Source organism: Sphingobium sp. (assembly GCF_041987595.1).
Lineage (GTDB): Bacteria > Pseudomonadota > Alphaproteobacteria > Sphingomonadales > Sphingomonadaceae > Sphingobium.
Window position 1 is genome coordinate 19,365 of record NZ_JBHIWJ010000020.1, and the last position, 26,180, is coordinate 45,544.

The following is a 26,180-nucleotide window of genomic DNA, read 5'->3' on the forward strand; positions in this document are numbered from 1 at the left end:
GCATGATTGGAAGGTAAGCCGCGCGACGCTTGTCAGCATCGTTCAGCGATAACAGCGTTAAGGATTGCCTCCGCCTTCTCAGGCGGCAGAAACAATCTGGTTTTATACTGGATGATTTCAGTGAAGGCGCCGCGCGCCTTCAGCCATTCCCTGTCATGGGGTTGGAAGTCTCGGATCTCCATTCTTCGGGTGCCGTTCACGATCGACGATATCAGTCGCGCGCCACCAAGGCCGGGAACAGAGGCCCCCTCTCCATTGTGAGCGGCGGCGATCAACTCTTCAGCGCTCAGCTTGATGGCCTGTTCCAGGCCGAACGCCGATTGCAACTTGTCGAGGGCCGATGGCCTGATGATGCGGCCCAGCACCGACAATCCCGCGCCATCGTCGATCCGCCAGACACGAACATCGTCCTGTGGCAATTTGTGCCATACAGGGAGCAACAGACCGGTCGCGACGCTGATGGTTTCCACATCGAGCCGTGCCTCGGCCTCCGCGACTTCAACCTCCCAAAGGTCCCTGAATGGCTGGCGGCTGATCGCAGTCCAGTGGCTGTGCGCAAGCGCTGCGATTTCCATGCGTGATGCACCAGTCGGCCGGACCAGCTGGCACATGACGATGGGCCGCCCGTCTTCGTCCGTGATCGACCAGGATGGCACGCGCAAGGCGACGCGACCGGACCGACCGTTGCGGAGAAAGGCGATGTCGCTTGTCTCTCCCCAGAGATGCATGAGGCGGTTCCAACTGGTCGCGTGCGGACGCAGATGGAGTTCCAGGCGCATGAGCTTTGTCTCTGCGCCCGTCACCGGATCGGTCCGCAGAACCTGATCTGTCAGGGTGACGATCTTCTCCGCACGGATCGTTTCGACGCCAAGATCCAATGTCCCCGCCTCACGCGCGGCGTCGACGCGGGCCTGGATGAGGCCCATATATTCTTCGAAGATGGCGTTCTGGGTCGCGATCCGCAGGGCCAGGATGCGATTGAGCCAGCGCTGGATCGGCGGGAGCCGTTCAAGCAATGCGCCGCCATCGTCGACAAGCTTGAGACCCGTCATGTCCATGAAGTCGTCCAGCGTGACGCTGGCGAGCTTCCCCGCGCCCAGCAGATGATACCATTGGGTCAGCGCTTCGCGCGCATCATCGCTTTCGAGATTGTCGGCCGGATCGAAGAGATTTTGTCCACCGGTCTGTCGCTGACCGCGCGTCAAGGCGCCCAGGCTGTCGAGGCGCCGGGCAATCGTGCTGATGAAACGTCGCTCGCCCTTGCAATCGGTGGTGACCGGCCGGAACACCGGCGGAAAAGCCTGGTTGGTACGGTGCGTGCGCCCCAGCCCCTGGATCGCCACGTCGGCGCGCCAGCCCGGTTCGAGCAGGAAATGAATGCGGCGCTTATCGGCGCTCTTGCAGGCAAGATCGGCATGATAGGATCGGCCGGTCGACCCGGCGTCGCTGAAGACCAGGATCGACTTGATCCCATCCATGAACGCCTGCGTTTCAGCGATATTGGCGCGGCCACTGCGGCGCTCGACCTTCTGGTGGCCATGACTGTCGATGACGATACGGCGTGAGCGGCCTGTTACCTCGGCGACCATATTGGTCCCGAAATGCGCGATCACGGCATCGAGCGCGGCGGGAACTGGAGGCAGGGAGCATAATTCCTCGATCAGGGCTTCGCGCGCCACAATGGCCTCCTGGCAGTGAACCGGCCGCCCCTCGGCATCGGCCATGGGCTCGGACCGCAGGCTGTCGTCGCTGGCGCGGAAGACCCGCATCTGGCGCGTGGGGAAGGCCGATGTGAGATAGTCGATCAGGATCTGAAGCGGCGATAAATCCAGATCCAGCGTGGCGCGTTCCTCCGCCGACAGGCCCGCGAGGCGCCGATCAAGAATGGCTTCAGCGGTGGTAACGAGCTGCACGACAACCGCGTGCCCCGCGGTGATTTCGGCCTCGAACGCCTTGATCGCCGTGGGCATCTTCATGGAGATCAGCAGCTGCGAAAAGAAGCGCTGCTTGGCGCTTTCAAAGCGGCTAAGCGCCGCCCCCTTGGCCTGGGCATTGAGAGTCGCGCCCGACATGCGGTCGACGATGTTGGAGGCTTCCAGGACTTTCTGGAGTCCGCGATGCACGATCGCCCAGCTATCGGCGTAAGCGTCGTAAATCGCGATCTGATCGACGGTCAGCTTATGTTCGAGCGGCTCATATTCGACGCCGGCGAAACTCAATGCCCGGGCGGTATAATGCCCCATGGCTTTCAGGTCGCGGGCCACGATCTCCATGGCGGCAATGCCGCCGTCGTCCATGGCAGCCATGAAGGCATAGCGATCGGTAAAGGCGGTACCCGGTCCCCACAGGCCAAGCCGCGAGGCATAGCTCAGATTTTCCGGCTTGGTGGCGCCGGTTGCCGAGACATAGGCGATGCGTGCACGGGGCAGCGCATTTTGGAGCCGGACGCCAGCCAGGCCCTGGTCCGAGCCCTTTGCGGTCCCGAAATCATTTTCGGTTCCGGCGGCATTGCCCATGGCATGGGACTCATCGAACAGGATGACCCCCTCGAAATCCGGTCCGGTCCATACAAGTATCTGTTGCAGGCGGGTGGCGGTCTCATGACGCGCGGAGCGCAAGGTTGCATAGGTGAGGAAGAGAATGCCCGACGCCATGCTGATCGGCTGCCCGATCGGGAAAGCGTCCAGGGGCTGGATATCGATGGGAAGGCCGCCAAGGGCGCTCCAGTCCCGGCGCGCATCCTCGAGCAGCGCTGCGCTCCGCGATATCCAGATGGCGCGGCGATTGCCCCTGTTCCACTGGTCGAGGATGCAACCGGCCCCCTCGCGGCCCTTGCCGACGCCCGTGCCGTCGCCGATGAAATAGCCGGACCGGTAGACCTGCCCCTGCGCATCCTCGACAAGCTGATCACCGGCGCTATTCGGGGTGAATGTGCCGGGCAGATCCCTCGCAAAAGCCTCGCCGGCATGGATGATGGTCTCAAGCTGCGCGTCGGACAGCTGTGCACGGGCGCTGCGCTGAAGCATCGGCCGCCAAGCTGGCACCGGCGGCAGAACCGACGCCATGGCCAGGGATTCCACGAGCTGGTCGGGATGCTGCGTTGCCCCCTCGATTGTCATACGGGCAAGCCGCCAGGGCGTATAGAGGCCAACCGGCGCGCCCGGCGGCACCGGCTCGTCCAGTATCTGATAATTTATGGGTTCAAGATCATCTTTCTCATCCGGTCGCCGCGTGGGCGGCGCAAGGCGCGACGCCGCAAGCGCGCTGAAAAGCGGCGACGGGCGGGCACCGCGTGGCGGCCGAGGCCGGGAGCTTGCAACTGGTGTGGAGGGTTCGGGGGGCAAAGAGGTGTCCAGCCTTGGCGGCAGCTCCAGGACAGGGGCAAGCGCCGCGCGGATATCGGGCGCGCAATAACAGGCCGCAGACCCCGTCCAGCCCTTGTCGAACAGGAGCAGGCGAACGGCGATGCTCGTCCCATGCCTGGCATAGGGCGATCCCAATATCGTGATCTCCGCGCGCGGCGGCACGATCTCGGCAACCGAGGCATAGGCCGCCGCGCCGCTGCCGTCGGCGGCAAAGGTTGGAGGCATGATCGCAACGCAGCGTCCGCCTGGCGCCAGGCGCAACAATGCCGAACGGAGATGGCGGGCGCCGGCATGACGGTCGCGGCCCCGGCCCTCGCTGCGGCTGAAAGGCGGATTGATGAGGATGACGGAAGGCCTGATATCCGCCGACAGATGGTCATGGATGAATTCAGCATCATGGGAGGTGACGGTCTGGCCCATGACAAGCGCGAGCAGCACAGCGCGGGCCGGGTCGCGTTCGTTGAGCGTCATTTGCGCTGGTGCTGCCGCCCCGATATGGGCCAGCAACATGCCCGTGCCGGACGAAGGCTCCAGGAGGTGATCATCGACGCCGATCCGCGCCGCCTGGTTGACGAGCCAGGAAAGGGCAAGCGGTGTGCTGAACTGTTGCATCGCCACCTGATGCTCGGAACGATAGCTGTGGGTCGGAAGCCGGTCCTGGAGGAGCAGCAGATTGTCAAACCGCGCCTCAGCGGTCCGGGGTTCCGCTTCGTTTGCCCTGCTCTCGCGAAGGAACAGGACCTGCGCGGCTTCGAGCGCGTCATAGGCGTCGCGCATCGACCAGCCGCCCGCTGCATCGCTGGTTCCAAAGCTCTGCGTCATCAGCCGCTTGAGCGTCTGGCGGCTGGGCGGCCGGGAGGCCGCCAGCAATGCGGACACGGTTTGGGCAACATCGAATAGCTGCCGGACCTTTTGGGGCACATCTGCATCGGGCGCCTCGATGGGCGCGAAGAGTGGGAGGGTCATGCAATTTTCCTGGTTGGGGACCGTCACGGTCCGTCGGCATCCACCTGCGCCGCACATGCGACCGGACGGAACGGATGCAAAAGGGGCCGCAGCGCAAGGCGGCGACCCCAAGGATGATCAATGGTGGCTGTCAGGCCGCATGGGCGATGTCGTCGTCCTCAGCCGGGGGCAGCCCTTGCGCATCCGCGACAAGATCGTCACCGCTTGCGCCCGGTTCGATGTCGCCTTCCACCAGATCGACCAGCGGACTGAAGCGCATGGCGTCAGGCAACCAGGCCAGCGCCCTTTCCTTGAGCTCCGCCTCGATGATCAGCGCGCCGGAGAAAAGCTTTTCGGCCGACAGGGCGAGATCATGCTTCTTCGAGGCGCTGTAACGGCTGCTGAGTTCGATCCCGCCGATCCCCTCGAACTCCGACAGGATCGACGCCTTGCTGATCCGGTCGAAATAGTTGGTCGCGGTGGGCCGCCACCATGAAGCAACGTCGATTTCCAGTTTCTGGCCGAGATGATCGACGAAGCGGCTCCCGGTGCGACCAGCGGGTATGGCCTGCATCGTTCGGGCGATCGACCAGCCGAACCAAGCGGCACGGGCTTCCTCGGCCAGCGCGCAGAAGGCGTCATAGCGGTCCCGCTCATCGGCATGTTCGGTCCAGCTGCGATCGAGTCCGGCGTCGAACTTCATCCACTCCTCAGCCGCCGGCGTCCCGCTCTCATAGCCGGTGAGCCGGGAATAAGGTGCATTGGCGCGCAGTTCTGTGGCAAGGTCGCTGCTGCCATATTTGCGGGTGGCGGCATCGGCCATAGTGAAGGTGGCAAGGTCGAGCGCGAAGCGGGGATCGCTGGCGACATGGACGCGGAGCAGTTCGGCCTTCATCTCGGCCAGTTCATCGGCAAGGCGCTGGCTGATGCGGGGCTGGCCCGGAGCCTCCTCATCTGATGCCGTCTCTTCTTCTTCATCCTCGCCGGACGGCTCCTCCTCGTCGACGGGTTCGACCGATGGGGCGATATAGAGCTGCTCATGGATGCGCGGCTGGCCATCCTGGCCGATCACGACATAGGCGAGGGCGGAAGCCTTCTGTTCGTCGGTCAGGATCGGCGCGCGTTGCTGGATCGCCTCATATTCCGCATTCAGCCGATCATAGCGTGCCTCGGCCTCGTCCTCGCTTTCCTCGGTGTCGGTGGGATTGTCGAAGCCCTCGAGTTCCGCCTTGAGTTCCGCCAGGCGCTGCTCCTGCTCTTCCGTCAGCGGCGGTTGCTCACCATCGACCGGCTTCAAATCCCAGGTCGCGCTATAGGCGATATGGGTTGTCGGCACGACGCGGATTTCTCCAAAACCTTCCCGCTCCTGGATCGCCTCGGCGGCCTGCGCCAGTTTGTCGCCCGCCATTTGGCTGAGCAGATCGCCGTCGATCCACATCTCGGTCGCATTGTCGGTGAAGAGATCGCTGTCGATCCGGCCACCGGCAGCCAGATAAGCCTCGCGCCCGACGAGCAGGGCCTTGGGATCGCTGCCCCGATAGCTGCCCTGCGCCAGCTGGCGCCGGATCTCGCTCACATTGTCGCGATAATAACCCTGGCCCAATTCCTCGAAGACGTTCGCCTGGCGCACGGGATCGGGGCTGCTGCCATAGGCCATGGCCACCTCCAGGCTGATCTCGCCGTCGCGCAGCGCGTCGAACACGCAGGGCGCGAGATCAGCCAGGCGAAGCCGGCCGAGCACGAACCGTTCGGTGAGGCCAAAGCGTTTGGCGATCTCGGCCGGCGTCTTTCCCTCGGTTTCGACAATATCCTGAAAGGCCCGGCAGGTGTCCGCCGCCGACATGCTGAGCTTGAAGAAATTCTCTTCAAGGCTGGTCGCGATCGCATCCCTGGCTTCGTGAAGGACCAATACCGGAACCTGATAATCCGCCGCGAAGATGCCCTTTTCGATCAGGCGGTGGACAGCATCGAGGCGGCGGCCGCCGGCGGCGATACGGTAATGGCCCTTCTTGCGGGAAACGGGCAGGCCGATGAGATTCTGCCGGATGCCCTTCGCGGCGATATTGGCCTCAAGCTGGGCATCGGCGACGGGGTCGCTGGCCTTGCGGACATTGGACGGCGATTTGGTGAGGTTCGCCGCGGGAACGAGGATGGGAAGCTGGTTCATCGATATATCTCCTGGCGAGGGAAACCTGACCATCAGGTCCCCTCTCGCCACCCATTCCTCCCCCACTTCCCTCCATCCTGTGGACATCGTTCCAGTCGTTCATGCCCATGGGCGGCCAGATCGTCTGGATGATCCTTGCGGGATGTTCATAGGCGGCAAGGGCTTTGGTCACGGCCCGTCGGCCTGCCCGATCATTGTCGGGCAGGAGAATGAGCTGCGCCACGCCGGATGGCAGCGCAATATTATGGAGGCGTTCGCTGCCGAGCGTCGCCCAGACGGGAATGTCGAGCAGATTCATGGCCGAGATCGCGGTTTCCAGACCTTCGGCCAAGCCCAGAATGTCGGTCGCCGGAGCCAACATCACCGCCCCCTGTCGTGGCCGCCCCAGCATCAACCGCGAGTCGGGCAGGTCGTCGGCGATTCTTGGCGCGTTAAGCGCAAAAAATGTGCGGTGAACCGCCACAATTTGGCGGCGCTCGCGCACGGCAGCGATCATGGCGGGACGAAAGGTCGCTTTTCTTCCGCTTCCCAAGGGCGCGCGTGGATGAAAGCGAATGGAGGACGGGATCTGTTCGATACCGCGCCTGCGGAGATAGTTCTCCCCGATCGTTCCAACGAGGGGAATGCTGGAATGCCAGAGATTATGAGCGCGCCGCAGATTCCAGGATGTAGGCGGCGATCCGGGCGGCGAATGGGTAGCTATCGATTGCAGGGCGCCGCGATCGATGGCCCGGACGATGCGCAGCACGTCTCTCGTGTCGCAGCCGGCAAAACATTTGAATAGAAGCGCTCGATCGCCGACCCGCACGGAGAGGCTCGGCGTGCAGTCATCATGTGCCGGGCAGTGGCACATCCCACCTTGTGGCGTCCATACTCCACCCAACTTCTCGACGATCGCGCGCCCTTGCGCATTCAGCGGCGAAACCATGCCACGTCAGCCCGAAGAACCGCGGCCGTTGGGTACGGCTCCTCTTGCGATGGTGCGGATCGCACGGCGAAGATGCCTACGGATCTTCCATCGAGGAATCGCAAATCGCTCGGCGATGGCATCAACGCCCATGCCGTGATGCACCCGAAGAGCAAGAATCGCGGCGGTCAGCGGAGGCATGGCATCAACCATCGACTGTATCGCAGTGTCCGGTGTATGCGAAAACCCATCCTGCTGGTCGGCGCCAACTCGATCGCAGACAGCCGCCAGTTCCGTTTCAGCAAGGGCCTGGCATTGCCGGTCTGGACGTTCGGCAGCCGCAAGATAGGCCCTGATCGCCCGCGCCACCGTAGCGTCATTGCGTAACGAGCCGCGACACAGCGTTCCGACGGCCAGCAGATCGCGCAATGCCTGAAAAACCAGCCGGCATGTCATGGGAATCTCCGGGTTGAGGGGAAGAGCGCGACCCACTTGCCGCATCACTACCCCTCCCTCTTTCCCTCCTCCCTATGACTGGGCGGTATCCAGACCCATCATGTAAATGCGGCGAACTTCTTTCGCGCGGCTGCCTCCGCGGCGGACGTCTCGACGGACCGATTCGGCATCCATTCTTCGTTGCTTTTACACTTCCATTTCATGACACTGCTGCGGTGCGCGACCGATCGCGCATCGCAGCTCGCGGCACATTCAAGGCGGCAGAGATGTGGAGGAGACATTGACCGTCATGACGTCCGACCCTGAACCGATCGACTGGGAACCATATCGAGAACGGCTCGAACGTCTGAGCGAGCGCGAGCGCGAATTGCTCAAGTTAGCCGGAAAGGGATATAAGGCGAAGGAGATCGCCAGGCAGTTGGACTCCACCTTTCACGCGGTCAACAAGGCGATCCAGAAAGCCCGTGAGCGGCTCGGCGGCGAGTTATACCGGACAGAGGCCGGACGTATGGTTGCTGCGTACGAAGCCACCCTCGTGCACGCCCAAAGCGGGGGCTATTCTTTAGCCCCCCAAAAATTAGACCTTCCGCAACCCGATAATTTCGGACCAGATGAACCCGCTAATGTTCAAGCGGATGCACAGGCCCCACAGGCAGAACCACCGGCGTTGGAACAGGATGCTTTTTCCAGCCTCCTCCGCCTTCTGGCCCGTCGGGACATTCTGACGCTCCGCAAAAGCGGGAGGCAAGACAATGACCTGAAGCTCATCGTAACCCTGGCCGTCATTGCGGCCGTTGCCGTCCTCGCTCTTGTATTGGCAGGGTCGGCCGCTTCGCTGCTTACGGCGCTCAATAGCGCATACACTTAAGGCAGCATTTTCCACATCATCAATGCAAGGACCCGCTCCTTACGGACGCGGGAAGGAGAAATCATGCGCTCACAACGTGAAACCATCGCCAAATCCGTGGCCGGAAAACTCTTTGCCGCCGAAGAGGCCATCGACATCGCGGCAGCCCGGATTGCCGAACTCAATGCCGCCTTGCCGATTGCCAGGCTGGATGCCCGCTTTGCGGCGGCCATCGGCCAGGACGCGCTCGTCAGTTCGGCATCGGCTGTCATGCTGATCGCCCAGACACGGCAGGAGATTGTCGCGACCCACGCCAATCTCAAGCAGACCAACGATGATGTCGGGCTTGCGGAGGTCGGCTATGGTGATCTGTTCAAGGCGCAGCACAGGGAGCGGCCCTCTGACGGACGCTATCTTCGCGCGGCTTGATCACGGCTCCTGCAGTTGTTGACGGATGCGCGCGGCTCTGTGCTTTTCCTATTGTTATGACACGACAATCTGGATTTCTGATGCTGCTGATCCTGAGCTGCCTCTATGCAGCGATGAGGGGCGGCCGACCCGAAAGGATCGGGGCGGCCACCCTCTTCGGCGGCGCCTGCCTGTCCGTGATCCTCGTTGATCCGTTTGGCGGCCGGTTCCGTCACATTGAACCGGGTTTGCTTTTGACGGACCTTGCAATGCTGGGCATTTTTCTATGGCTGTCAGTCCGAAGCACGAGATTTTGGCCGCTCTGGATCGCCGGGCTTCTGCTCGCGGAGGTGATCGTTCATGTCATGCGGGGCGCGATGCCGAACATCGTCCCCAGGGCCTATATCGATGCGGTCGGCTTCTGGAGCTGGTTCGCGCAACTATTCTTGGCGGTGGGGACATGGCGGCACGGAAAACGCGTGAAACGGCGGGGTGTCGACGGGCCCTGGAAGAACTGATCAGCCTTACCTGCCCCTCTCAAGCCAATGAGCTTTCCAACCGGCTGGTGGATCGCTTCGGCTCCTTGGGCGACGCAATGGCGGCCCGCGCCGCGGACAGGACTGGAATTCTTGGTGACGTGCCCGAGGTGGAACGAACCATCCAGTGCCTGCGAAGGACCATGAACCATATTCTGCGCGGTCGAATCGAGCAAAGGCGCGTCGTGTCGAATGAGCGGGCGCTTCTCGATTATCTCCGCATGGCCATGGCGTTCGAGCCGATCGAACAGTTTCGGGTATTATTTCTGAACGCAGCCAATGAGTTGCTGGCAGATGAGATACTGGGGATTGGAACCGTGTCCCGAGTCCATCTCTATCCGCGAGAGGTGATGAAGCGTTGCCTCGAAATTGGCGCCACGACCATCATCCTGGTCCACAACCACCCAGCCGGAACCGCTGAGCCTTCACGGGCCGACCGGAATTTAACGCAACGGATGATGGCCGCGGCGCAACCGCTCGGCATCGCGGTCGATGACCATCTGGTGATCTGCCGTTATGGATATGTGAGCTTTCGTAGAGCTGGTCTGATGTAGGTTCCGGCGCCCCCGGCTGGGTATCGCCCTAGCCCCACGCGGCACCATCGGCACGCACCGGCAATTCGTCATGAAATGGGAATTCAGCTTCCACGGGAAGGGAGTGCGCAAATGACGCAGATGATGCCAATAAACCGCAGGACGGCGATGTGCCGCAGGCTTATCGATATGCGCAATGCCGTTGGCGACGCGCTCGGCTATGAATTTTGTCCCAGCCCGATCTGGGACATGCTCCTCGATCTGTATCTCGCGCGGCACGAAAATCGGGGAGTCTATCTTTGGTCCCTGTATATGGTCGCGCATGTTTCACCATCCACGGCGCACCGGAGGGTCCTGGAAATGGAGAAGCAAGGCCTGCTCATGCGGGAGTTGTCCGACCGCGATCGCCGCTGCATCGGGGTCGAAATGACGGAACGCGGCGTTGAAACAGTGAATAGCCTGCTCGATCGGCTGATCGGCATCTGTCAGGCCTCGCCCTTATGATATGCCGTGCCAACGGGGCCGGTCAGCTCCCCAGTACAAGATATCGCAGCCCTTCGGATCATCTCATCGCCAGGTCGATTCCTGTTTCCATGCCAGCGAGCCGCGATCATAGCATCAGGAGGGGATAAATCGGACGAACGGCCCGCGATGCTCGACCCTGGATTACTTCAGGATCGGCTATTGCCCCTTCAGCCACCCCGAAGCATAGCGAATGCGATGGACGATGAGCTGATGAAAATTGTGCTGACGATGTTGCAGCGGGCGCCCGAATGGATCCGACACGATCTTGGCGCAAAGGACAGCAGTCTGCGCGCGCGAGCCGAGGAGGTTTTGGCAGCGATGGTGGAAGCTGCGATTCGTGAGCGCGGGTTCGCCAAGTAGTTGGCGGGGTTTCTGACCATGGAGGGGTCGCAGGCGATGTTGCCTGGGAGGTGCCGCTCCCCTGTCGCTCAATCCCGGTTTGACATATCCGCGTTTTGCTAAGCCAGACTTTCGAAAATGAATGATCCTTAAACAGGACGTCAGTTTGGAGCCTTCATCCAGCCGCAAGGCGATGATCGGCACATGATCGCGGATATGGGCGAGATGACATAAGCCCCGAAACAAGGCGGAGGGCGCGGCCGCGAACCATTACGGATGATCGTGAACAACGCTGACATGATTGGGCACTTCGCCTCGTCAGGCATAGGCATATCCTGCCTCGCTATCGATCATTTTGCATGAATTTTTAATGATATTTCTTGCATTTCACAGCGTATCTGCCTATATCTCCGGCGGAGAACCAGACCATGTCAGCCCTTTCCGAACTCAAGCGCCATCTGCGCCCAGGCCAGGTTTATCGCCGGAAGGATTTGTCGCGCTGGTCGAAGGCTGTCGATCGTCACCTGCGACAGCTGCTCGATGAGGGGCGGCTTGAGAAGGTGTCGGCAGGCGTCTACATGGCGCCGCGCAAGACGCGATTCGGCGCCGCGCCGGCAAAGCCAGAGAAACTCGTCGAAACGTTCCTGGGCGATGACCGCTTCCTCATGGTTTCGCCCACCGCCTTCAACAGCCTGGGTGTCGGCACGACGCAACTCCATAATGAGCCGGTGGTCTATAATCTCAAACGGCACGGCCGGTTCAGGCTGGATGGCCGCTATTATGATTTCAGGATGCGGTCATCGGTGCCCCGGCAGCTCTCGAAGGAAGTGCTGCTGGTAGACCTGCTGCACAATCTCGACCGCCTGCCTGAAGACCGTTCAGAAATACTGCCCCGCGCACTGTCGAAGGCTCGGGATATGGCCCCTGCCCGCCTGGCGCGCGCGGTGAAGGAATTTGGCTCCGCCCGCGCCGCTCGCCTGCTTGCGCCCGTGCTCGATCAGGCCTGACGGGCTGCGCCGTGCCAATCCTTCTGCATGAGATCAGTGAATTCTCCGACCTGCTCGACGTGGCCGGCCGCGAGCGCGGCATAGACCCTGCGCTGGTGGAAAAGGACTATTGGCTCATGCACGCGCTATGGGGCTTGCAACAGCTGGGCTTCACCTTCGAGTTGAAAGGTGGAACATCGCTGTCCAAGGGCTTTGGCCTCATCCATCGTTTCTCGGAAGATATCGACATATTGATCCGGCCGGACGGCGAACTCCCGACCGGAAAGAACCAGGACAAGGATCAGCATGTCGCGGCAAGACGAGCATTTTATGACGGCCTGCCACCCCGGATCGCGATTCCGGGCTTCGAGAACGTGGAACGCGACGAGGCCTTTGACGACCGACGGATGCGCAGCGCTGGTATCAGGCTCCACTATGCGAGCGTACATAGCCTACCAGAAGGCGTGAAGGCCGGCATTCTACTCGAAGCAGGCTTCGACCAAGTCGCGCCCAACCGCCCCTGCCTGATCAGCAGCTGGGCCTATGACAAGGCGCTGGCATCGGGCCTTGACGATCTGACGGATAACCGGGCCATCGGTGTACCCTGCTATGAACCGGGCTATACGCTCATCGAGAAGCTACAGACGATATCGACCAAATTCCGGCGGCATGTCGAGGATGGCGGCATGCCGCAAAACTTCCTGCGTCACTATTATGATGTCTATTGCCTGCTCGACGACGCCGATGTCCAGGCCTTCATTGGCTCGGACGCCTATTTCACTCACAAGTCGCGCCGCTTTCCCGCTGCGGACGAGAAGGACATCACGAAAAATCCGGCATTCCAGCTTGCGGATGCCGGCCTTCGCATGCGCTTTGCCCGCGCCTACGAGACGACCCAAGCCCTCTATTATCAGGGTCAGCCACCCTTCGATGCGCTGCTCGCGCGCATTACCGAGCATGCCGTCCGCCTGTAGATGCGCGGTGGGCATGGGCGCCGGAAGGCAGAAGTCGCAGAGCCGCCGGATTGGTCGTTAATGGACTTCCCCAACGCATAATCTCTGCCCGCAGTGAACTGGAAAATGCACAATCTCGGCAAACTCTCGCCCGTACGGCGCAACGCCCTCGTAGAGAACCTGCGAAGCGTGCTGTTTCCCGAGTGAATACCGTCCACGGCATGCCGAAGAACGGAGGAATTGGCGCCGGACGCAGTTCCATACAGCGCGCCCCTAAGGCTTGCTTATGCTCGTTTCGTTCGCCACGATGTGCCACCATTTCCCGAAGGTAAAATATTCTCGGTCTTTGATTGGCGAGTCGTGCGCATGACACCGGAAAATCGTCAGCCAGTGCCCATTCTGCTGAGCGATCTCATCGATGCGCTCGAATTTGTCAGCACTTCCCAACTAGACGAACATCACGCCTATATTTGCAGGGAAACGGGCCGCATCCTTTTTCTGGCCGACAGTGTCGACATGGGCGATGCTGCGAAGTTGCCTGACGATCCGGAGGCCGCAGGCTATATCCTGGTGCCCCATAGACGCGACCTCGACCTTGGGAAAAAGCTGGCGCTCGCATTCGTCGCCGAGGAACTGCCAGAAGCACAGATGGACGTACGGGACATTTTCAGCCGGAAAGGCGCCTACAGGCGTTTCAAAGATCTGCTCGAGGCGAACGGTGCACTTGAAAGATGGTATGCCTATGAGGATCGCGCAGTCGAGGCAGCGATGTGCCGATGGTGCGACGATGTTGGCTTGACCTGGACCCGCGATACCCATCCAGATGAGACAGGCAGGAGTTGAGCGGAGAATGATGCCGCGCATATCATGCGACGAATGCCATAGCGGCGTTCCAGACTTCGAAATAACGCATTTCGGGAACATCGAGGCCGGTTACCGGAAGCTTTGCAGCCGCTGCCATAACGAGGAGGTCGCCCGCCGGAGCGGGCTGACCTTCACCCATATCGCCTTCCTGCCAATGGAATTGCCCGATGCGAACGGGACCGGGCATCGGTTCCATTTTGTGCTGCGGCTCCTTGGCACGATGCTGTCGCTTGCGGCTATCGAGGTCAAAGGCGGAGGACGGGAAGGTTACGAATTCCAGGTGCATGGCGCCGCGGACGCCGATCCGTTTGATCTCATGACGCGCCTACTCGAACGGATGCGGCATGATCTTGCCAAGACGTACCTGATCGAAGGCGATCTGGGGTTGGCCATTTCGGGAACGACCGTCCGAGGCCAACTTACCTGCGACCCGGAATCCGCTGATTATATGCCGCTGCTGGTCATCGATGGGCAGGAGGTGAGTTGGGAGCAATTTGGTCGCATGCTCATGACCTTCGAGGGATGGCGCATCCATCTCGAAATCCAGGATCCAAGCGAGGAAGTCTGAGAGCATAGGCGAGAACGCATGCGTCAGCAGCGATGATGCACTGGCGACCGTGGGCAGAAATGGTGTATTATACACCGCCCGACAAATTCGAGCTTGCCTCAAGGCGTTAATCGCGCAAACTAGGCCCGCTTCCGGGAAAAGCACGGAAGTGGGGCGTCGAAACCCCAACCAAAGGTAGCTCGGTCACACAGTTTCACTGGGGCCGGGTGGCATGCGCGCATGTCCAACCGGCAACGGTAAAGGCGCATGCGCCTGTTCCTTTGGTCAGGTTTCGAACATCCGGCTTAGGCCGTCGCCCCGAGTGGACATAGGTGCGACGAATGAGCCAGGGCCAATCACGACCGGTACGGGACCGGTCTAATTCGGGAATATCTCCCTTTCACGACGACCACAGCTGGTACCTTTTCCAGCCGCGTGGCGCGCGCCCAGCGAGAATGCCAAGATGAGCATCTCTCCTCAACGGCACACGTCCCTCGACGATGATGACGCCGCCCGCGCAGCCCCTGCCGCCCATGATTTTGCTGTCGTGTATCAGCGCGAAAAGCCCCGTCTCCTGCGCTACTTCCTTCAAAAACTGGGCAATCGCGCCGATGCGGACGAGATGGCGCAGGAAGTGATGACCCGGTTTCTGGGAGCTTCTCCCGCAATCGCCGTCGCAACGCCCCGCGCCTATATCACCCGCATCGCCACGAACATGTTGCGGGATCGCGCGGAACGCGGCTCAACGCGCCTGTCGCAACTCTCGGTGTCACTCGACGAAGGGTTGCATAAATCCGATGGCATCGACCCGCACCGCGAGGTCGAGGCGCGGCAAGAGATTCAGCACTGGCGAACGATCTTGCAACAACTGCCACCGCGTACATTGGAAATCTTCCTTCTCAATCGTGTCGAAGGCTATAGCTATCGGGAGATAGCAACGGATCTGAGGCTACCCTTGTGGCGGGTGCAAAAGCATATGTTGAAGGCCATCCGGCATATCGCCGCCAATATGGGAGGCGAGCATGAATAAGCTGTCCTGGTGGGATCGCCGCGCCGCTTCGCAATGGCTCGTGAAAATGGAATGCGACCCTGAACGGCATCAGGCGGGCCTTCATCGCTGGATGACGGCGAAGGAGGGCCGTCAACATTTCTATGAAAAGTTGTCGGCCAGCGTCGGCAGCGCAGCCAGCGCCGCAGCCATTGCACCCATGCATGCCGAGAAGCGCAGTGTGTCTGCACCTGAATGGCGGATTAGCCTTGCCGCGGCAGCCGTCACGATCGTGATTGCCGCCGTTTCGGCCATGACACTATTCCCCGCCCCGACCTCGCACAAAAATGACGGTGGCGACCAACTCGCGACGAAGATCGGCGAAGTGCGCGAGGTCCGGCTGGCTGACGGATCGGTCCTGATCCTCGATACCGCGACGCGCATCAATGTCGATCTCTCGGCAGAGCAACGTGTCGTGAATCTCGAACGCGGCCGGGCAAGGTTCAGAATTGCGCATGATGCCGCGCGGCCTTTCATCGTGCGCTTCGGTCAAAATGAAATCACGTCCCCCGGTACGATCTTCGATGTCAGCTATGGCAATCGGGCGGCCGTTCATCTTCTTGAAGGGCATGCCGATGTGAGGGTGCGCAGTTGGCGGTCGAGCGCCCGCGCCGAGCAACTGTTTCGTCTCCGTCCTGGTGAGCAATTGGCCTTCCTTGATGGACAAGCCCTGTCGCATTCTGTCATGTCGGCAAGACCTGCGGATGAACAATGGGTTAGCGGCGTGAAGAATGTAGATGATGTTCCGATCAGCGAGGTGATCACCGAAGCCAATGGCTATAGCACAACCCAGATCGTGCTTGCTGATCCAGAACTAGGCAGCCGAGAAATATTCGGCTCGGTTCACATCCGCGACATTGAAGCCGTTGCCAACGCCATTGCGGCGTTCCTGGAGGCAAAGGTCGACCGTTCCCATCCAGGAAAATTGATCATCACGAAATAAATTTCGATTCTGCCAGCTTCGATTTTTCCTTCCCCCGTCTTTCCCCGGATGAGCCTTTCAAAAAAAGGCGCGGCGAAAATGATGGGGGAAGCATCATGGATTTCAGCAAAACTAGATTATTGATCGGCGCGGCGACCGCCCTGGTGGCGATGAGCCCGGATAGCAGGGCACAGGAAAGCGGGCGACGATCCTATGATGTTCCTGCCCAGGATCTCAAACATGCCCTGCGCGCCATTACGCGCTCGGCGGGATATCAACTGATCGCGGATTCAAGAGCACTTCGGGGAAAGCAGGCAAAGGCCCTCAAGGGCGATTATACGATGAGTGAGGCGGTGGAAGCCCTCGTCGCAGGCACCGATCTCACCGTGGAAGTTCAAAATGGTTCGGTGGTTGTCCGGGGGCGAGGCACGCCGTCGCGCAGCGCGGTAGCGGACGCGGCGGATGACAGTCACCTCATTGTCACCGGGTCGCGCATCCGGGGAGGCACCGTGGCGTCCAAGACCACCCGGCTGTCGCAGGACGACATTCGCGATGCAGGGCTTGGTACGCTTGCCGAAGCAATCCGCACCATCCCACAAAATTTCGGCGGCGGCCAAAATCCCGGCATTGGGCTTAACGTGCCCGAAGGCAATGGCGCCAATTATGGCAGTGGATCATCGCTCAATCTGCGGGGCCTCGGCTCGGATGCGACCTTGACGCTGCTCAACGGCCATCGCCTGGCCTATAATGTCGCGGCCCAATCCATCGACATTTCGACCATTCCGTTCGAGGCCATCGACCGGATCGAGGTGGTCGCGGACGGCTCGTCAGCGCTGTATGGCTCGGACGCCGTCGCCGGCGTCGCGAATATCATCCTGAAGCGCGATTTTTCGGGCCTCAAGACCACGGCCCGCCTGGGCGCCTCTACCGATGGCGGCAACAAGCAACAGCAATATGGCGCCGTTGCCGGCAGGCAATGGGCATCGGGCGGCCTGATGATCGCCGGTGAGTTTGCCCGCACCACACCGATCCTCGCGCGCCAGCGGGACTATACGGAAGTTCGCGCCAAGGGCCTCTATCTGTCGCCCTTCCTCAAGCATTACAGCCTCATGGGCAGCGCCCATCAGGACATCAGCGACAGCCTCGGCTTCGAGATTGACGGCGTCTACAACAAGCGCAAGAGCAACAACCGCTATGCTCTCGATTCCCGAGGTGATCCCACCTTCTATGGGTCCACCTCCTATTATGACAGCCAGTCCTTCGTGGTCGCACCCAGCCTTCGATGGGATTTCGCCGATGGTTGGCAGGCTCGCGTGGCGGGAATGTTCGGCGAAGACCGGACCCGCTATGCCTTCAATGTGTTCGTCAACGGTACCCTGGCGTCGTACCAAGCCGGCTGTTATTGCAACAAGGCCAGCTCAGCCGAGATCAATGTTGACGGCACCGTCGCGCAGCTGCCCGGCGGCCCCGCGAAGATTGCCATTGGCGGCGGTTTCCGACGCAATGATTTCCACGGCTATCGCACCGCTGGAGGAACGCAGAATGTGAAGGTGAGCCAGGACGCCTATTTCGCGTTCGGAGAAGCCAGCCTTCCGTTGATCGGTCCCGATCAGATTGGATGGCTGCATCGCCTGACCGTGAATGCGGCGCTACGCTATGAACGCTATCCGGACGTGGACGAGGTCGTCACGCCCAAATTGGGTATCATCCTCACGCCCGTCGAGGGTTTTAACCTGAAGGGCAGCTGGGGCAAATCCTTCCGCGCCCCGACCCTCTTCCAGCAATATAATCAGACGACCGGGACAGTGTTCCTGACATCCACGCTGGGCGGGACCGGCTATCCCGCCGGCTCGACGGTGATCCTGCTCGCCGGCGGCAATCCCAACCTCAAGCCCGAACGGGCAACGACATGGTCGACGACGCTGGACATCCATCCCCCAGCGATCCCCAATGCACGCGTCGAGATCAGCTATTTCGACGTTCGCTATCGCGACAGGATCGTCACCCCGATTCCCTTTGCCGGTCAATCGCTCAGCAACCCGATCTATGCTGATCTGGTCGATTTCAGTCCGGACGCTGCCGCCGTCCAGGCCGCGGTCGATAGCGCGGACGTGTTCCAGAGCGCAGTCGCCGGGTCGTTCGATCCGAACAAGGTCGCTGCCATCGTCTATAATATGAACCGCAATGTGGCGCGCCAGTCGATCCACGGTGTCGACATCGCGGCCCGCTACCAATTCGACACACAGTCGATGGGGTCCTTTTCCCTGCAAGGCGATGCAAGCTTCCTGGAGAGTTCGCAGACCCGCAGCGCACTCCAGCCGACGACAGAATTGGCCGGAACCTTGTTCAATCCGCCGAAATTCAGGGGACGGGCCGGGATCGGCTGGCGATATGACAATACCCATATCTCCTTCTTCGCCAATCATATCGGCGCTCTCAGGGACCAGCGCGCTACCCAGCTGGCCCGGATCGGCGCGACCACCACATTCGACGCCAGTCTTCGGCTGACGACCGATGCGCAGGCCGGACCGCTGGCAAAGATGGATTTCATCCTGTCCGCGCAGAATCTGTTCAACAAACGGCCGCCCCTCATCCGGACGTCCAGCGTCTATGAGGCGCCCTACGACTCCACCAACTATTCGGCCACTGGCCGCTTCGTGAGCCTGAGCGTCAGCAAGCAATGGTAAGCACCTCACGAAGTGGCCTCGCCCTGTCGTGCGCGGCATCGGTCCTGGCCCTTGTCCTGTGCCCGGTCGCCGCCGCATCGACCGCCCCGGCCATGCCCGCTGCCTGCAAAGACTTCCTGCAGCGCAGGAGCATGGTCGGGGACCGTCGGGATATCGGGATCGATGATCTGCTCCGCGTGCGCGATATCGGATACAGCTATGTCCCCAAGGGCGCGCGGCTCTTTAGCGTGTCGCCCAACGGCCGAAAACTTGCCTTCACCATGCATCGTGCCGACCCTGTGTCCAATCGCTACTGCTTTGCCTTGATGGCGCTGGACCTCGACCGCCCGAACGACCCGGTGCTACTGGATGCCGGCGACGAGGTGATCGTGGAGTCCTTTGCGATCCGTGGCATCAAGGTCGACTATGGCTCCATCAAGAATGAGGCGCCAGTCTGGTCGCCTGACGGCAACAGCCTGCTCTATCTCAAGCAGACGGACGGTCGCGCGCAACTCTGGAAGGCTGGCCTGGATGGGGAAGCGGCGCAACTGACCCATTCAGAGGTCGGCGTCGATCGCTTCAAACTGTCCCATGGCGGCCGCAAGATCATCTTTTCCGATCGCCCCGGCATCAGGGCGCAGGAACAGGCCATCGCCAGGGAAGGCGACCAGGGGTTTCTGCTCGATGATCGCATCGCGCCCTATAGCAGCAGCCGTCCCGCGATACGGCTTCCCCAGCCGGAGCGGGTGCAGGTGTTGGAACGCGGAAGCAACAGCATCGCGCCTGCGTCTCCTGCGGACATCGAAGAATTTGGGTTCCCGCTCAATGCCGATCCCAACGAGAATATGCTGTCAGCCCGGTCGACGGATGGCGCGACCGCATCGGTCGACCGCACCACCCCAGCATCCTATGCCAGCCCCACCATCATCACGGTGGCGGACGCAAAGGGCCGCAAGTCGGTCTGCCCGGCCGATGCCTGCACGACCAGCCTGCTGTCGGGGTTCGAAGGCCTATGGTGGACCGGACGGGAAGGCGAACTGGCGTTTCTGCGGCGGGAGGGCTGGGGTGGCGGCAAGCTTGGGATCTACCGCTGGACAGTGGGACAAAGCCAGGCCCAGCGCATTTACGAGACGTCAGACCTGCTCATAGGCTGCGAGATGAACGCGGCGGCGCTGATCTGCGCTCAGGAAGGATCGGAACAGCCTCGCACGATCGTCCAATTGCCGATACGCGCGCAGCCCCAGGAAACGGTCCTCTATGACCCAAACCCGCAATTCAGCGCCCTGCGTCTCGGCAAGGTCGAACGGCTCGAATGGCGGAACGAGAATGGGTCCGAAAGCTTTGCCGACCTTGTCCTGCCTTATGGCCACAAGCCCGGCGACAAACCGCTTCCGCTCGTTATCGTCCAATATACGACGCGAGGGCTTCTGCGCGGCGGAACTGGGGACGAATATCCGATTCAGATCCTCGCCCACGCCGGCATAGCTGTCCTCAGCTTGCAGCGGCCTCCGGCCATTACGGCTTCGGCAGGCAAGGGCAAATCCACCGCGGAAATCTTGAAAAGCCTGTCGGATGACTGGGCGGACCGGCGCAGCATCCACAGCTCGCTCATGCAGGCCCTTAAGATCGTCACCGCCCGGGGCGATATCGACCCCTCGCGCATCGGGATCAGCGGCGTCAGCGACGGCGCGACCACGGCCCAGTTCGCCATGATCCACGCCCCGCAACTCTTTCGCGCGGCGTCCATGGGGTCCTGCTGCCTCGATCCGACCAGCATGATGATCTACGGTGGCCCAGGCCTTACCGAGGAGCGCGAGAAATGGGGCTTCCCGCCGGCCGACGGGCCGGGATCGGGGGCATGGCAGGCGGTATCCCTCGCCGTCAATCGATCGGAAGTCATGGCGCCTCTGCTCATGAACCTTGCCGATCATGAATTTCTGATCTCGCAGGAGACCTATGCCGCCTATCGCCGCGCGCGTCGCCCGGTCGATGTCAGGATTTTCCCCAACGAGTTCCATCTCAAATGGCAGCCCGCGCATCGACGCGCGATATACTGCCGGAATGTTGCCTGGTTTTCCTTCTGGCTGGACGTGAACGCCGCCGACATCGGCTGCGAACCCGATGCCGCCGAACGGGCGCGCTGGGTTGGCATGCGGAAGGCGGCGGCTGGGTAACGGAGACGCCCAGTCAACCCGTATGCACCCAGCTTTGGACCCATGCCTCGACGTCCACGAGCCGCATGACCTGCCAATAGCTATGGCCACGCGTGGGCACTGAGGGGTGACATCGCGCCGCGATCGCTTCGCGGTCGATCAGTCCTTGCGAGGCCAGCCACCCATCGCAGAGCATCTCCTGAATGCTCCTCCGGTTGCGTTCGAATATCTCGACAACAAAGCTGTCGGGCGTGCCCTTGGTCCTTCGGCGCAACACGCGCTCTGGGAGCAAGGGCACAAAGGCTTCCCTGGCGACCACCCGGTCACGACCGCCGTCGAGCCAGGCCCATGTCGGCAAGCGGAGACAATATTCAACCACCGGCTGCGTCAGCAAGGGCCATAGGGTCGCGTGGCCCTGCTCCCTGCCATAGCCTTCGATATGGTTGCGCACACCCAATATCCAGGCGATATGCTGGGCCTTCCCCGGCAACTCTCCCTTGGGCGGCGATGTCCAGGGATGGGTGGACCATGTTTCCGCGACCTCCTCAAAGTCGGGATTGAGGAAGCTGCGATCCTGGGTCCAAAGATAATCATGCGGCCGAAACCAGGCGCGCTGGACGCCCTTGACCCACGCACTCCAGAGCGAGCTGTCGGTCAGCCGGCTGAGGTTGCGCGCCGCCTTCCACGACGTCCAGCCTGGGCCATTCATACGCAGGCTATCGGCCAAGGGCCGCGCCGATTGCAAATAGCAAAAGACATTGTCACCACCACCGCCGCTCGCAAAGGCATCGGCACCCAGCTGCGCGCCGAGGGCGAGATGTGCCGCATTGCCGGACTGAGCGAAAGCGCGCGCCAGCGGCCTTGGCAGATGAGAGCCATCGCTGCGTAGAAGATCGATCGCATCGAAGGATTCCGGGATTTCGTGGAGAGGGACACCCAGATGCGCGGCCACCTCGCGCGCATAGCCCCGTTCATCTCCTGACGGGTCGCGCGTGACGAGGTTGAAACAGGAAAAGGAAATCCCCGCTTGCGCCAGGCTCGCGGCGACGATCGAGGAATCCAGCCCGCCGGAAAGACCCAGAAGGACGTGGCGGCTGCCGTTCGACGTTTTCCGAACAGAATCGACGACAATCTTTCGCAGCATGCTTGGCGCCGCGGACAGATCCTTGATCTGCGCTTCACGGGATGCAAACCTCCATGGATTCCAGAATTCGGTGACGGTCGCAGCCTCCGCGCTGATGGTCAGGACATGCCCCCCTTCCAACTCCATCATGTCCCGGAGGCAGGTTTGCACGGGACGTAAATTCAGATTGTGGAGATGCCGATAAATGGCCATCGCATCGATGGAAGGACGATAGCCAATGGCCGCCAGGAGGCGCGTATCGGACGACATCAGCGTCACGCCATCCATCTCGACATAATAGCAAGGAAGCTGGCCCTGCGGGCTTCGCGCTACATCGACCACGCCGCTTTTGCCGTCATGATTGAGAACGACGAAATCGCCCCAATTATCGCGCATGATGACGTGCCAGTCCCCCCAGGGGAGCAGCGGCCGGTGTAGCGGCTCGCCGCCAGGACCAGCTATTCGATCGGGGCCGTGCACTTGCCCCATCAACGCGCCCCTCTCGTCGCGCAAGGCTGAAAACGGGAGATGTCTGTCCGCGGCGAGGCAGTAAGTGGGGCCGTTCTGGACGACCTCCAGCCCATGGGATCTGAGCACATCCCAGAAGCGGGGCGTGCAAAAGGCGTCGAACTGTTCGCCGGCCGCTATGACGGCAAGATAGTTTCCCCTGATCATGCGGCCAGGATCGGCGTGAAGTTGATCACATGATCGAGGCTGTCGTTGAGGACCAGGTTGCCATGCTGCACCCAGCAATGGGCCTGGAATGGCCTTGCCGTTACTCCGAACACAAGATCCAGCGCCATCCCCCTGGAGGTCGCCCAGCGCACCAGCGCAAGCGAACGAAGGAGACATTGGTCGTGGCGTGTTACCATAGTGCGAATGTCTTCCAGGGCCCGGGCCATGGCGATATCGAACGGTCCGGACGAGCATTGCACTTTGCATTTGCGGATATCATCAATATGCGCTTGCAAAGGCCGATAATGGAGCGCCAGCTTCGTCGTGCAAAGCCAATAGACGGCTACAATCTTGCGGCTGAACGGCGCAGGCACGGAATCCTCGTCAAGCAAGCTGCGGATCGGCATCATAGCCAGTTTGAAAGGTTCGACCCCATGACCCGCGGAAGGAACGAGAAGTCGCAAAAGTCCGGGACTGAGATCCTGCTCCTCACTTGTCGCAGCTCCTGAACTGATTAGGGACTTGAGCAAAGTCTCGTCGCTTTGCGACAAGCCAAGATAGCGTCCTGCGCTGAGGTCAAGAAACACGGCTTTCTCTCCAGCCAAACAGAAAGTGACATTGTCTCGCAGCGCATATCCCACCGCCCGCCTCCCAAAGGGTCCGGCGCGGCTTCCGCCGCGCCGGGTTGAGGATCATTCGTCGGAAATACCGCCGCCGAACAGCGTCTGCTGGCCGACTTGATCGCCGGTAATGGCGACGGGTCCCTTGGTTTCGACCAGCACCTCACCGAGGTCGATCAGATCGTCATCACGTTCCATCTTCATCTCCATCAATGTGTCGCGGGATGCGACCCCATGATTTTAGAGGAGAGCGCCCAATGTTCCGAGCATATACGTTTTCATTTTGGGGACTTATATGCTGGACAAGTCAAAATGACTCGGATCATCGACTTGCCCCCGATCGAAATCCCGCCCATTCTCTATCCCCGGTCGATGAATCCATTCGTCATCATTGCCGCAAAAATCTCTTCAACATTGAACAAACGTCGACGATGATAGTGCCAAAGCGCCGTTCTCGTTGAACGTTTGTTGCCCGAACGGACGATATTCCACAGCGATTCAAGCTCGGGCAAAGCGCGCGGCAAGACAATTTCATGGACTCGCACGAGGTGGAGTCGCGTACTCATGGAGATGATCGCGTACAGATGCTCGGGGTTCGTCGAGCACGACCCTATCCTTCCGAAGAGTTCGTCGGCAAGGTCCGCCAGATGATGCGAGTCAGCAGAATCCGCCCTGCACACATCACCGGGAAACTCTCCAATATCCGCTGGGTCATTGATGCTCCGCAAAGCGACGCGCAGAAGATCGGCGTGCCAGCCATAATATTGGGTAATGCGCTCGCATGTGACAGCGGGAACGGCAAATCCTCCACCTCCCGACATTTCGAGCAAGCGCTCGCCAACCATGCGCAATATTGCATCCCGCACGGGGGAAACGCTGGTTCCGGCATTTTCAGCGATCTGATTGAGGACAAGACTGGCCCCAGGGCGCAGTTCTCCCAGCATGATCTGGCGCTTCAATGCGCGATAGACGCGATCAGCCGTGACGGCATCGGGCGACATGGCGGTCAGTCCTCCTCGTCGCCCTCATTCGTGGCCGGAATTGGGGTTGAGTGGACAAATGATCTCATGTGGTATCTGGCAATGAGCTCGATGCATTCGGCTTCCAGTTCATCCATGTTCCCGTCAAAGATCTGTCGTGGAAAGTGCATTTTTCGCTCCAGAAACAACATTGGCAGGTATAGATGCGATCCAGACAGTCCAAGGCCATCCGCGCACCGCATATGGTCGTCGAACCGGGACTTGGGGCTTCCCGATTCCACTTCACGAAGCCAGCGCACAGATATCCCGATCTGGGCCGCCAGCTGCTTTTGCGTCATGCGCCTGTCCCGCCGTTGTTCCTCGATGCGGCGGCCCGAGATCCGTTTGACCTCGGCATCAATAGCGGCGCGGTTACCCGCCCGCCTGCTCTGAGTCGACATCATCAGGTTCTCCCTGAATGTTCCTCAAAGCTTCCATGCACATTCCGACTGTTTTCACTTTTTGTGTGAAACAATCACAACGTCAAACAGTATCGTTTTCATTTTGAAAGTGATTGCAACCAGAGACTTCCAATTTGAAGTGACTGATCCAGCTCATTTATCTGCCACAAGATTGCTCATCCGGCTATAGGCCGCCTTCAGGGTCTTGTCCTCGCTTGCGGCCATCAGCGCGATACAGGCTGCGTAGAGGGCGTTCTTGGTCGGCCGATGGCTGAGCTCATCCGAGTTTTCCAGGCGATCGCTGATCGCGCCCGCGACTCGCTGCAGTCGATCGGATGCGCCGACAAAATGGTCATTTTTCCCGATCAGCCGCCGCAGCCGTGGGGGTTCGAGCTCAGCGGCAATCTCGGATGCATCCGAGGATTCCGCGATCAATATGGCGACGTACAGCGTCGAGCCATAGGAAATCAGACTGTTAGCGAGCTTTGCCAAACGGCCGTGGCAGACGAGAAAAAGATCCGTACCCTCAGGCGACAGGGACAGCCTGTAAGTCCGCGATTGGCGTTCTGTCATGATGTATCCCTCATCCGATTCGGGGTTGGTACTCATGATGATGACGACCCAAAAAGAGAATAAAGCCGATTTTCGATAAGGAAAGCGGCATTTATGTGCCGCTTTCGGCACGCGAATGCCGCAATCGGCACGACAGTGCCCTGCCCCTTGCGCGCCTTTTCAAGCTGTGGGCAACTGCTCTCACCGGATCGACGACTGGGCAGCTCATTCCGGCAATTTGAGCAGAGCTTCCGCCCGCCGACCCCGCCCTGATCAAGAAGGCGGCCGAGAGGATCGTCCGCATATATGGAGTAGCTTCATGGTGCATTCTCCTCTTGTCCTTGGCGCCTGCCTGGGCCTGGCGCTCGCCACGATCCCGGCGAGCGCAAAACCTCCCCGGATGGCATCGACGGACGATGCGCACCGCCGGCTGGACATCATCCAGGAGAGCAATGCCTTCCAGATTGTTCTCCGCGCAGCCGTGCAGGCCTTCACGGCTCCCGGCGGCGGAATGGCTGTCGGCAGCAGCATCCGCATCGACGCTCGCATCGCCCGCGCCCTTGCGCAGCATGGTGGAGACAAGCAGTGAAGCACCCGCATACCCTTCCGCGGTTGGCGATCGG

The 26,180-nt window shown here is 60.9% G+C and carries 25 protein-coding genes; 15 read left to right on the forward strand and 10 right to left on the reverse strand.

Annotated features, from left to right (window positions below; all coding sequences use genetic code 11):
- Positions 1 to 32: 32 nt before the first annotated feature.
- From ACFC3J_RS07580 to ACFC3J_RS07595, 4 genes are all read right to left on the reverse strand, one after another.
- The gene (locus ACFC3J_RS07580) at positions 33 to 4,331 is read right to left on the reverse strand and encodes a strawberry notch-like NTP hydrolase domain-containing protein (RefSeq protein WP_375195581.1); all 4,299 of its coding nucleotides are present in this window, start codon (positions 4,329 to 4,331) and stop codon (positions 33 to 35) included.
- A 130-nt stretch (positions 4,332 to 4,461) separates the two neighbouring features.
- Positions 4,462 to 6,477 carry a ParB/RepB/Spo0J family partition protein gene (locus ACFC3J_RS07585; RefSeq protein WP_375195582.1) on the reverse strand — a complete coding sequence of 672 codons (2,016 nt, stop codon included), beginning with the start codon at positions 6,475 to 6,477 and terminating at the stop codon, positions 4,462 to 4,464.
- Positions 6,380 to 7,405 carry a toprim domain-containing protein gene (locus ACFC3J_RS07590; RefSeq protein ID WP_375195583.1) on the reverse strand — a complete coding sequence of 342 codons (1,026 nt, stop codon included), beginning with the start codon at positions 7,403 to 7,405 and terminating at the stop codon, positions 6,380 to 6,382. The genes ACFC3J_RS07585 and ACFC3J_RS07590 overlap by 98 nt, the downstream gene beginning before the upstream one ends.
- Before the next feature lie 6 nt (positions 7,406 to 7,411).
- The gene (locus ACFC3J_RS07595; RefSeq protein WP_375195584.1) at positions 7,412 to 7,840 is read right to left on the reverse strand and encodes a sigma factor-like helix-turn-helix DNA-binding protein; all 429 of its coding nucleotides are present in this window, start codon (positions 7,838 to 7,840) and stop codon (positions 7,412 to 7,414) included.
- A gap of 289 nt (positions 7,841 to 8,129) precedes the next feature.
- Here ACFC3J_RS07595 and ACFC3J_RS07600 point away from each other — a divergent pair, with 289 nt between their 5' ends.
- The 14 genes from ACFC3J_RS07600 to ACFC3J_RS07665 all read left to right on the forward strand — a co-directional run bounded on the left by ACFC3J_RS07600 (position 8,130) and on the right by ACFC3J_RS07665 (position 21,188).
- Positions 8,130 to 8,708 carry a sigma factor-like helix-turn-helix DNA-binding protein gene (locus ACFC3J_RS07600; protein WP_150293354.1) on the forward strand — a complete coding sequence of 193 codons (579 nt, stop codon included), beginning with the start codon at positions 8,130 to 8,132 and terminating at the stop codon, positions 8,706 to 8,708.
- A 63-nt stretch (positions 8,709 to 8,771) separates the two neighbouring features.
- Positions 8,772 to 9,116 (forward strand): hypothetical protein, encoded by a 345-nt coding sequence (locus ACFC3J_RS07605; RefSeq protein ID WP_150293352.1) that lies wholly within the window; start codon positions 8,772 to 8,774, stop codon positions 9,114 to 9,116.
- Positions 9,117 to 9,196: 80 nt separating this feature from the next.
- Complete coding sequence (locus ACFC3J_RS07610; RefSeq protein ID WP_375195585.1) at positions 9,197 to 9,613, forward strand: hypothetical protein; 417 nt, start codon at positions 9,197 to 9,199, stop codon at positions 9,611 to 9,613.
- On the forward strand, positions 9,556 to 10,185 hold the full coding sequence (locus tag ACFC3J_RS07615; protein ID WP_375195586.1) for a RadC family protein: 630 nt from the start codon (positions 9,556 to 9,558) through the stop codon (positions 10,183 to 10,185). The genes ACFC3J_RS07610 and ACFC3J_RS07615 overlap by 58 nt, the downstream gene beginning before the upstream one ends.
- A 111-nt stretch (positions 10,186 to 10,296) precedes the next feature.
- Positions 10,297 to 10,668 carry a MarR family transcriptional regulator gene (locus ACFC3J_RS07620; RefSeq protein ID WP_375195587.1) on the forward strand — a complete coding sequence of 124 codons (372 nt, stop codon included), beginning with the start codon at positions 10,297 to 10,299 and terminating at the stop codon, positions 10,666 to 10,668.
- Between the two features lie 216 nt (positions 10,669 to 10,884).
- Positions 10,885 to 11,049 carry a DUF6771 family protein gene (locus ACFC3J_RS07625; protein WP_162854746.1) on the forward strand — a complete coding sequence of 55 codons (165 nt, stop codon included), beginning with the start codon at positions 10,885 to 10,887 and terminating at the stop codon, positions 11,047 to 11,049.
- 407 nt (positions 11,050 to 11,456) lie between these two features.
- Positions 11,457 to 12,035, forward strand: coding sequence for a hypothetical protein (locus ACFC3J_RS07630; RefSeq protein ID WP_150295615.1), 579 nt, complete (start codon positions 11,457 to 11,459; stop codon positions 12,033 to 12,035).
- 11 nt (positions 12,036 to 12,046) lie between these two features.
- Positions 12,047 to 12,988 (forward strand): nucleotidyl transferase AbiEii/AbiGii toxin family protein, encoded by a 942-nt coding sequence (locus tag ACFC3J_RS07635; RefSeq protein ID WP_240334434.1) that lies wholly within the window; start codon positions 12,047 to 12,049, stop codon positions 12,986 to 12,988.
- A gap of 219 nt (positions 12,989 to 13,207) precedes the next feature.
- Positions 13,208 to 13,810: a hypothetical protein gene (locus tag ACFC3J_RS07640; protein WP_375195588.1), complete on the forward strand. Its 603-nt coding sequence runs from the start codon at positions 13,208 to 13,210 to the stop codon at positions 13,808 to 13,810.
- Positions 13,811 to 13,817: 7 nt separating this feature from the next.
- The gene (locus ACFC3J_RS07645) at positions 13,818 to 14,399 is read left to right on the forward strand and encodes a hypothetical protein (protein WP_375195589.1); all 582 of its coding nucleotides are present in this window, start codon (positions 13,818 to 13,820) and stop codon (positions 14,397 to 14,399) included.
- 442 nt (positions 14,400 to 14,841) lie between these two features.
- Positions 14,842 to 15,408, forward strand: a complete 567-nt coding sequence (locus tag ACFC3J_RS07650; RefSeq protein ID WP_375195590.1) for an RNA polymerase sigma factor — start codon at positions 14,842 to 14,844, stop codon at positions 15,406 to 15,408.
- Positions 15,401 to 16,369 carry a FecR family protein gene (locus tag ACFC3J_RS07655; protein ID WP_375195591.1) on the forward strand — a complete coding sequence of 323 codons (969 nt, stop codon included), beginning with the start codon at positions 15,401 to 15,403 and terminating at the stop codon, positions 16,367 to 16,369. The genes ACFC3J_RS07650 and ACFC3J_RS07655 overlap by 8 nt, the downstream gene beginning before the upstream one ends.
- 95 nt (positions 16,370 to 16,464) lie before the next feature.
- Positions 16,465 to 19,035, forward strand: a complete 2,571-nt coding sequence (locus tag ACFC3J_RS07660; protein ID WP_375195592.1) for a TonB-dependent receptor domain-containing protein — start codon at positions 16,465 to 16,467, stop codon at positions 19,033 to 19,035.
- Between the two features lie 131 nt (positions 19,036 to 19,166).
- A complete protein-coding gene (locus ACFC3J_RS07665) occupies positions 19,167 to 21,188 on the forward strand; it encodes an Atxe2 family lasso peptide isopeptidase (protein WP_375195593.1) in 2,022 nt (673 codons plus the stop codon).
- Between the two features lie 13 nt (positions 21,189 to 21,201).
- On the opposite strand, the gene ACFC3J_RS07670 is transcribed toward ACFC3J_RS07665, so the two are convergent.
- From ACFC3J_RS07670 to ACFC3J_RS07695, 6 genes are all read right to left on the reverse strand, one after another.
- Positions 21,202 to 22,965 (reverse strand): asparagine synthase-related protein, encoded by a 1,764-nt coding sequence (locus tag ACFC3J_RS07670; protein ID WP_375195594.1) that lies wholly within the window; start codon positions 22,963 to 22,965, stop codon positions 21,202 to 21,204.
- The gene (locus ACFC3J_RS07675) at positions 22,962 to 23,606 is read right to left on the reverse strand and encodes a lasso peptide biosynthesis B2 protein (RefSeq protein ID WP_375195595.1); all 645 of its coding nucleotides are present in this window, start codon (positions 23,604 to 23,606) and stop codon (positions 22,962 to 22,964) included. Before ACFC3J_RS07675 ends, ACFC3J_RS07670 begins: the two co-directional genes overlap by 4 nt.
- A 51-nt stretch (positions 23,607 to 23,657) precedes the next feature.
- Complete coding sequence (locus ACFC3J_RS07680) at positions 23,658 to 23,783, reverse strand: benenodin family lasso peptide (protein ID WP_375195596.1); 126 nt, start codon at positions 23,781 to 23,783, stop codon at positions 23,658 to 23,660.
- A 161-nt stretch (positions 23,784 to 23,944) separates the two neighbouring features.
- Positions 23,945 to 24,586 (reverse strand): GntR family transcriptional regulator, encoded by a 642-nt coding sequence (locus ACFC3J_RS07685; RefSeq protein WP_375195597.1) that lies wholly within the window; start codon positions 24,584 to 24,586, stop codon positions 23,945 to 23,947.
- Positions 24,587 to 24,591: 5 nt separating this feature from the next.
- Positions 24,592 to 25,008: a helix-turn-helix domain-containing protein gene (locus tag ACFC3J_RS07690; RefSeq protein WP_375195598.1), complete on the reverse strand. Its 417-nt coding sequence runs from the start codon at positions 25,006 to 25,008 to the stop codon at positions 24,592 to 24,594.
- A 150-nt stretch (positions 25,009 to 25,158) separates the two neighbouring features.
- Positions 25,159 to 25,689: a hypothetical protein gene (locus tag ACFC3J_RS07695; RefSeq protein WP_375195599.1), complete on the reverse strand. Its 531-nt coding sequence runs from the start codon at positions 25,687 to 25,689 to the stop codon at positions 25,159 to 25,161.
- A 187-nt stretch (positions 25,690 to 25,876) separates the two neighbouring features.
- On the opposite strand from ACFC3J_RS07695, the gene ACFC3J_RS07700 reads away from it, so the two are divergent.
- A complete protein-coding gene (locus tag ACFC3J_RS07700) occupies positions 25,877 to 26,146 on the forward strand; it encodes a hypothetical protein (RefSeq protein ID WP_375195600.1) in 270 nt (89 codons plus the stop codon).
- Positions 26,147 to 26,180: the final 34 nt, after the last annotated feature.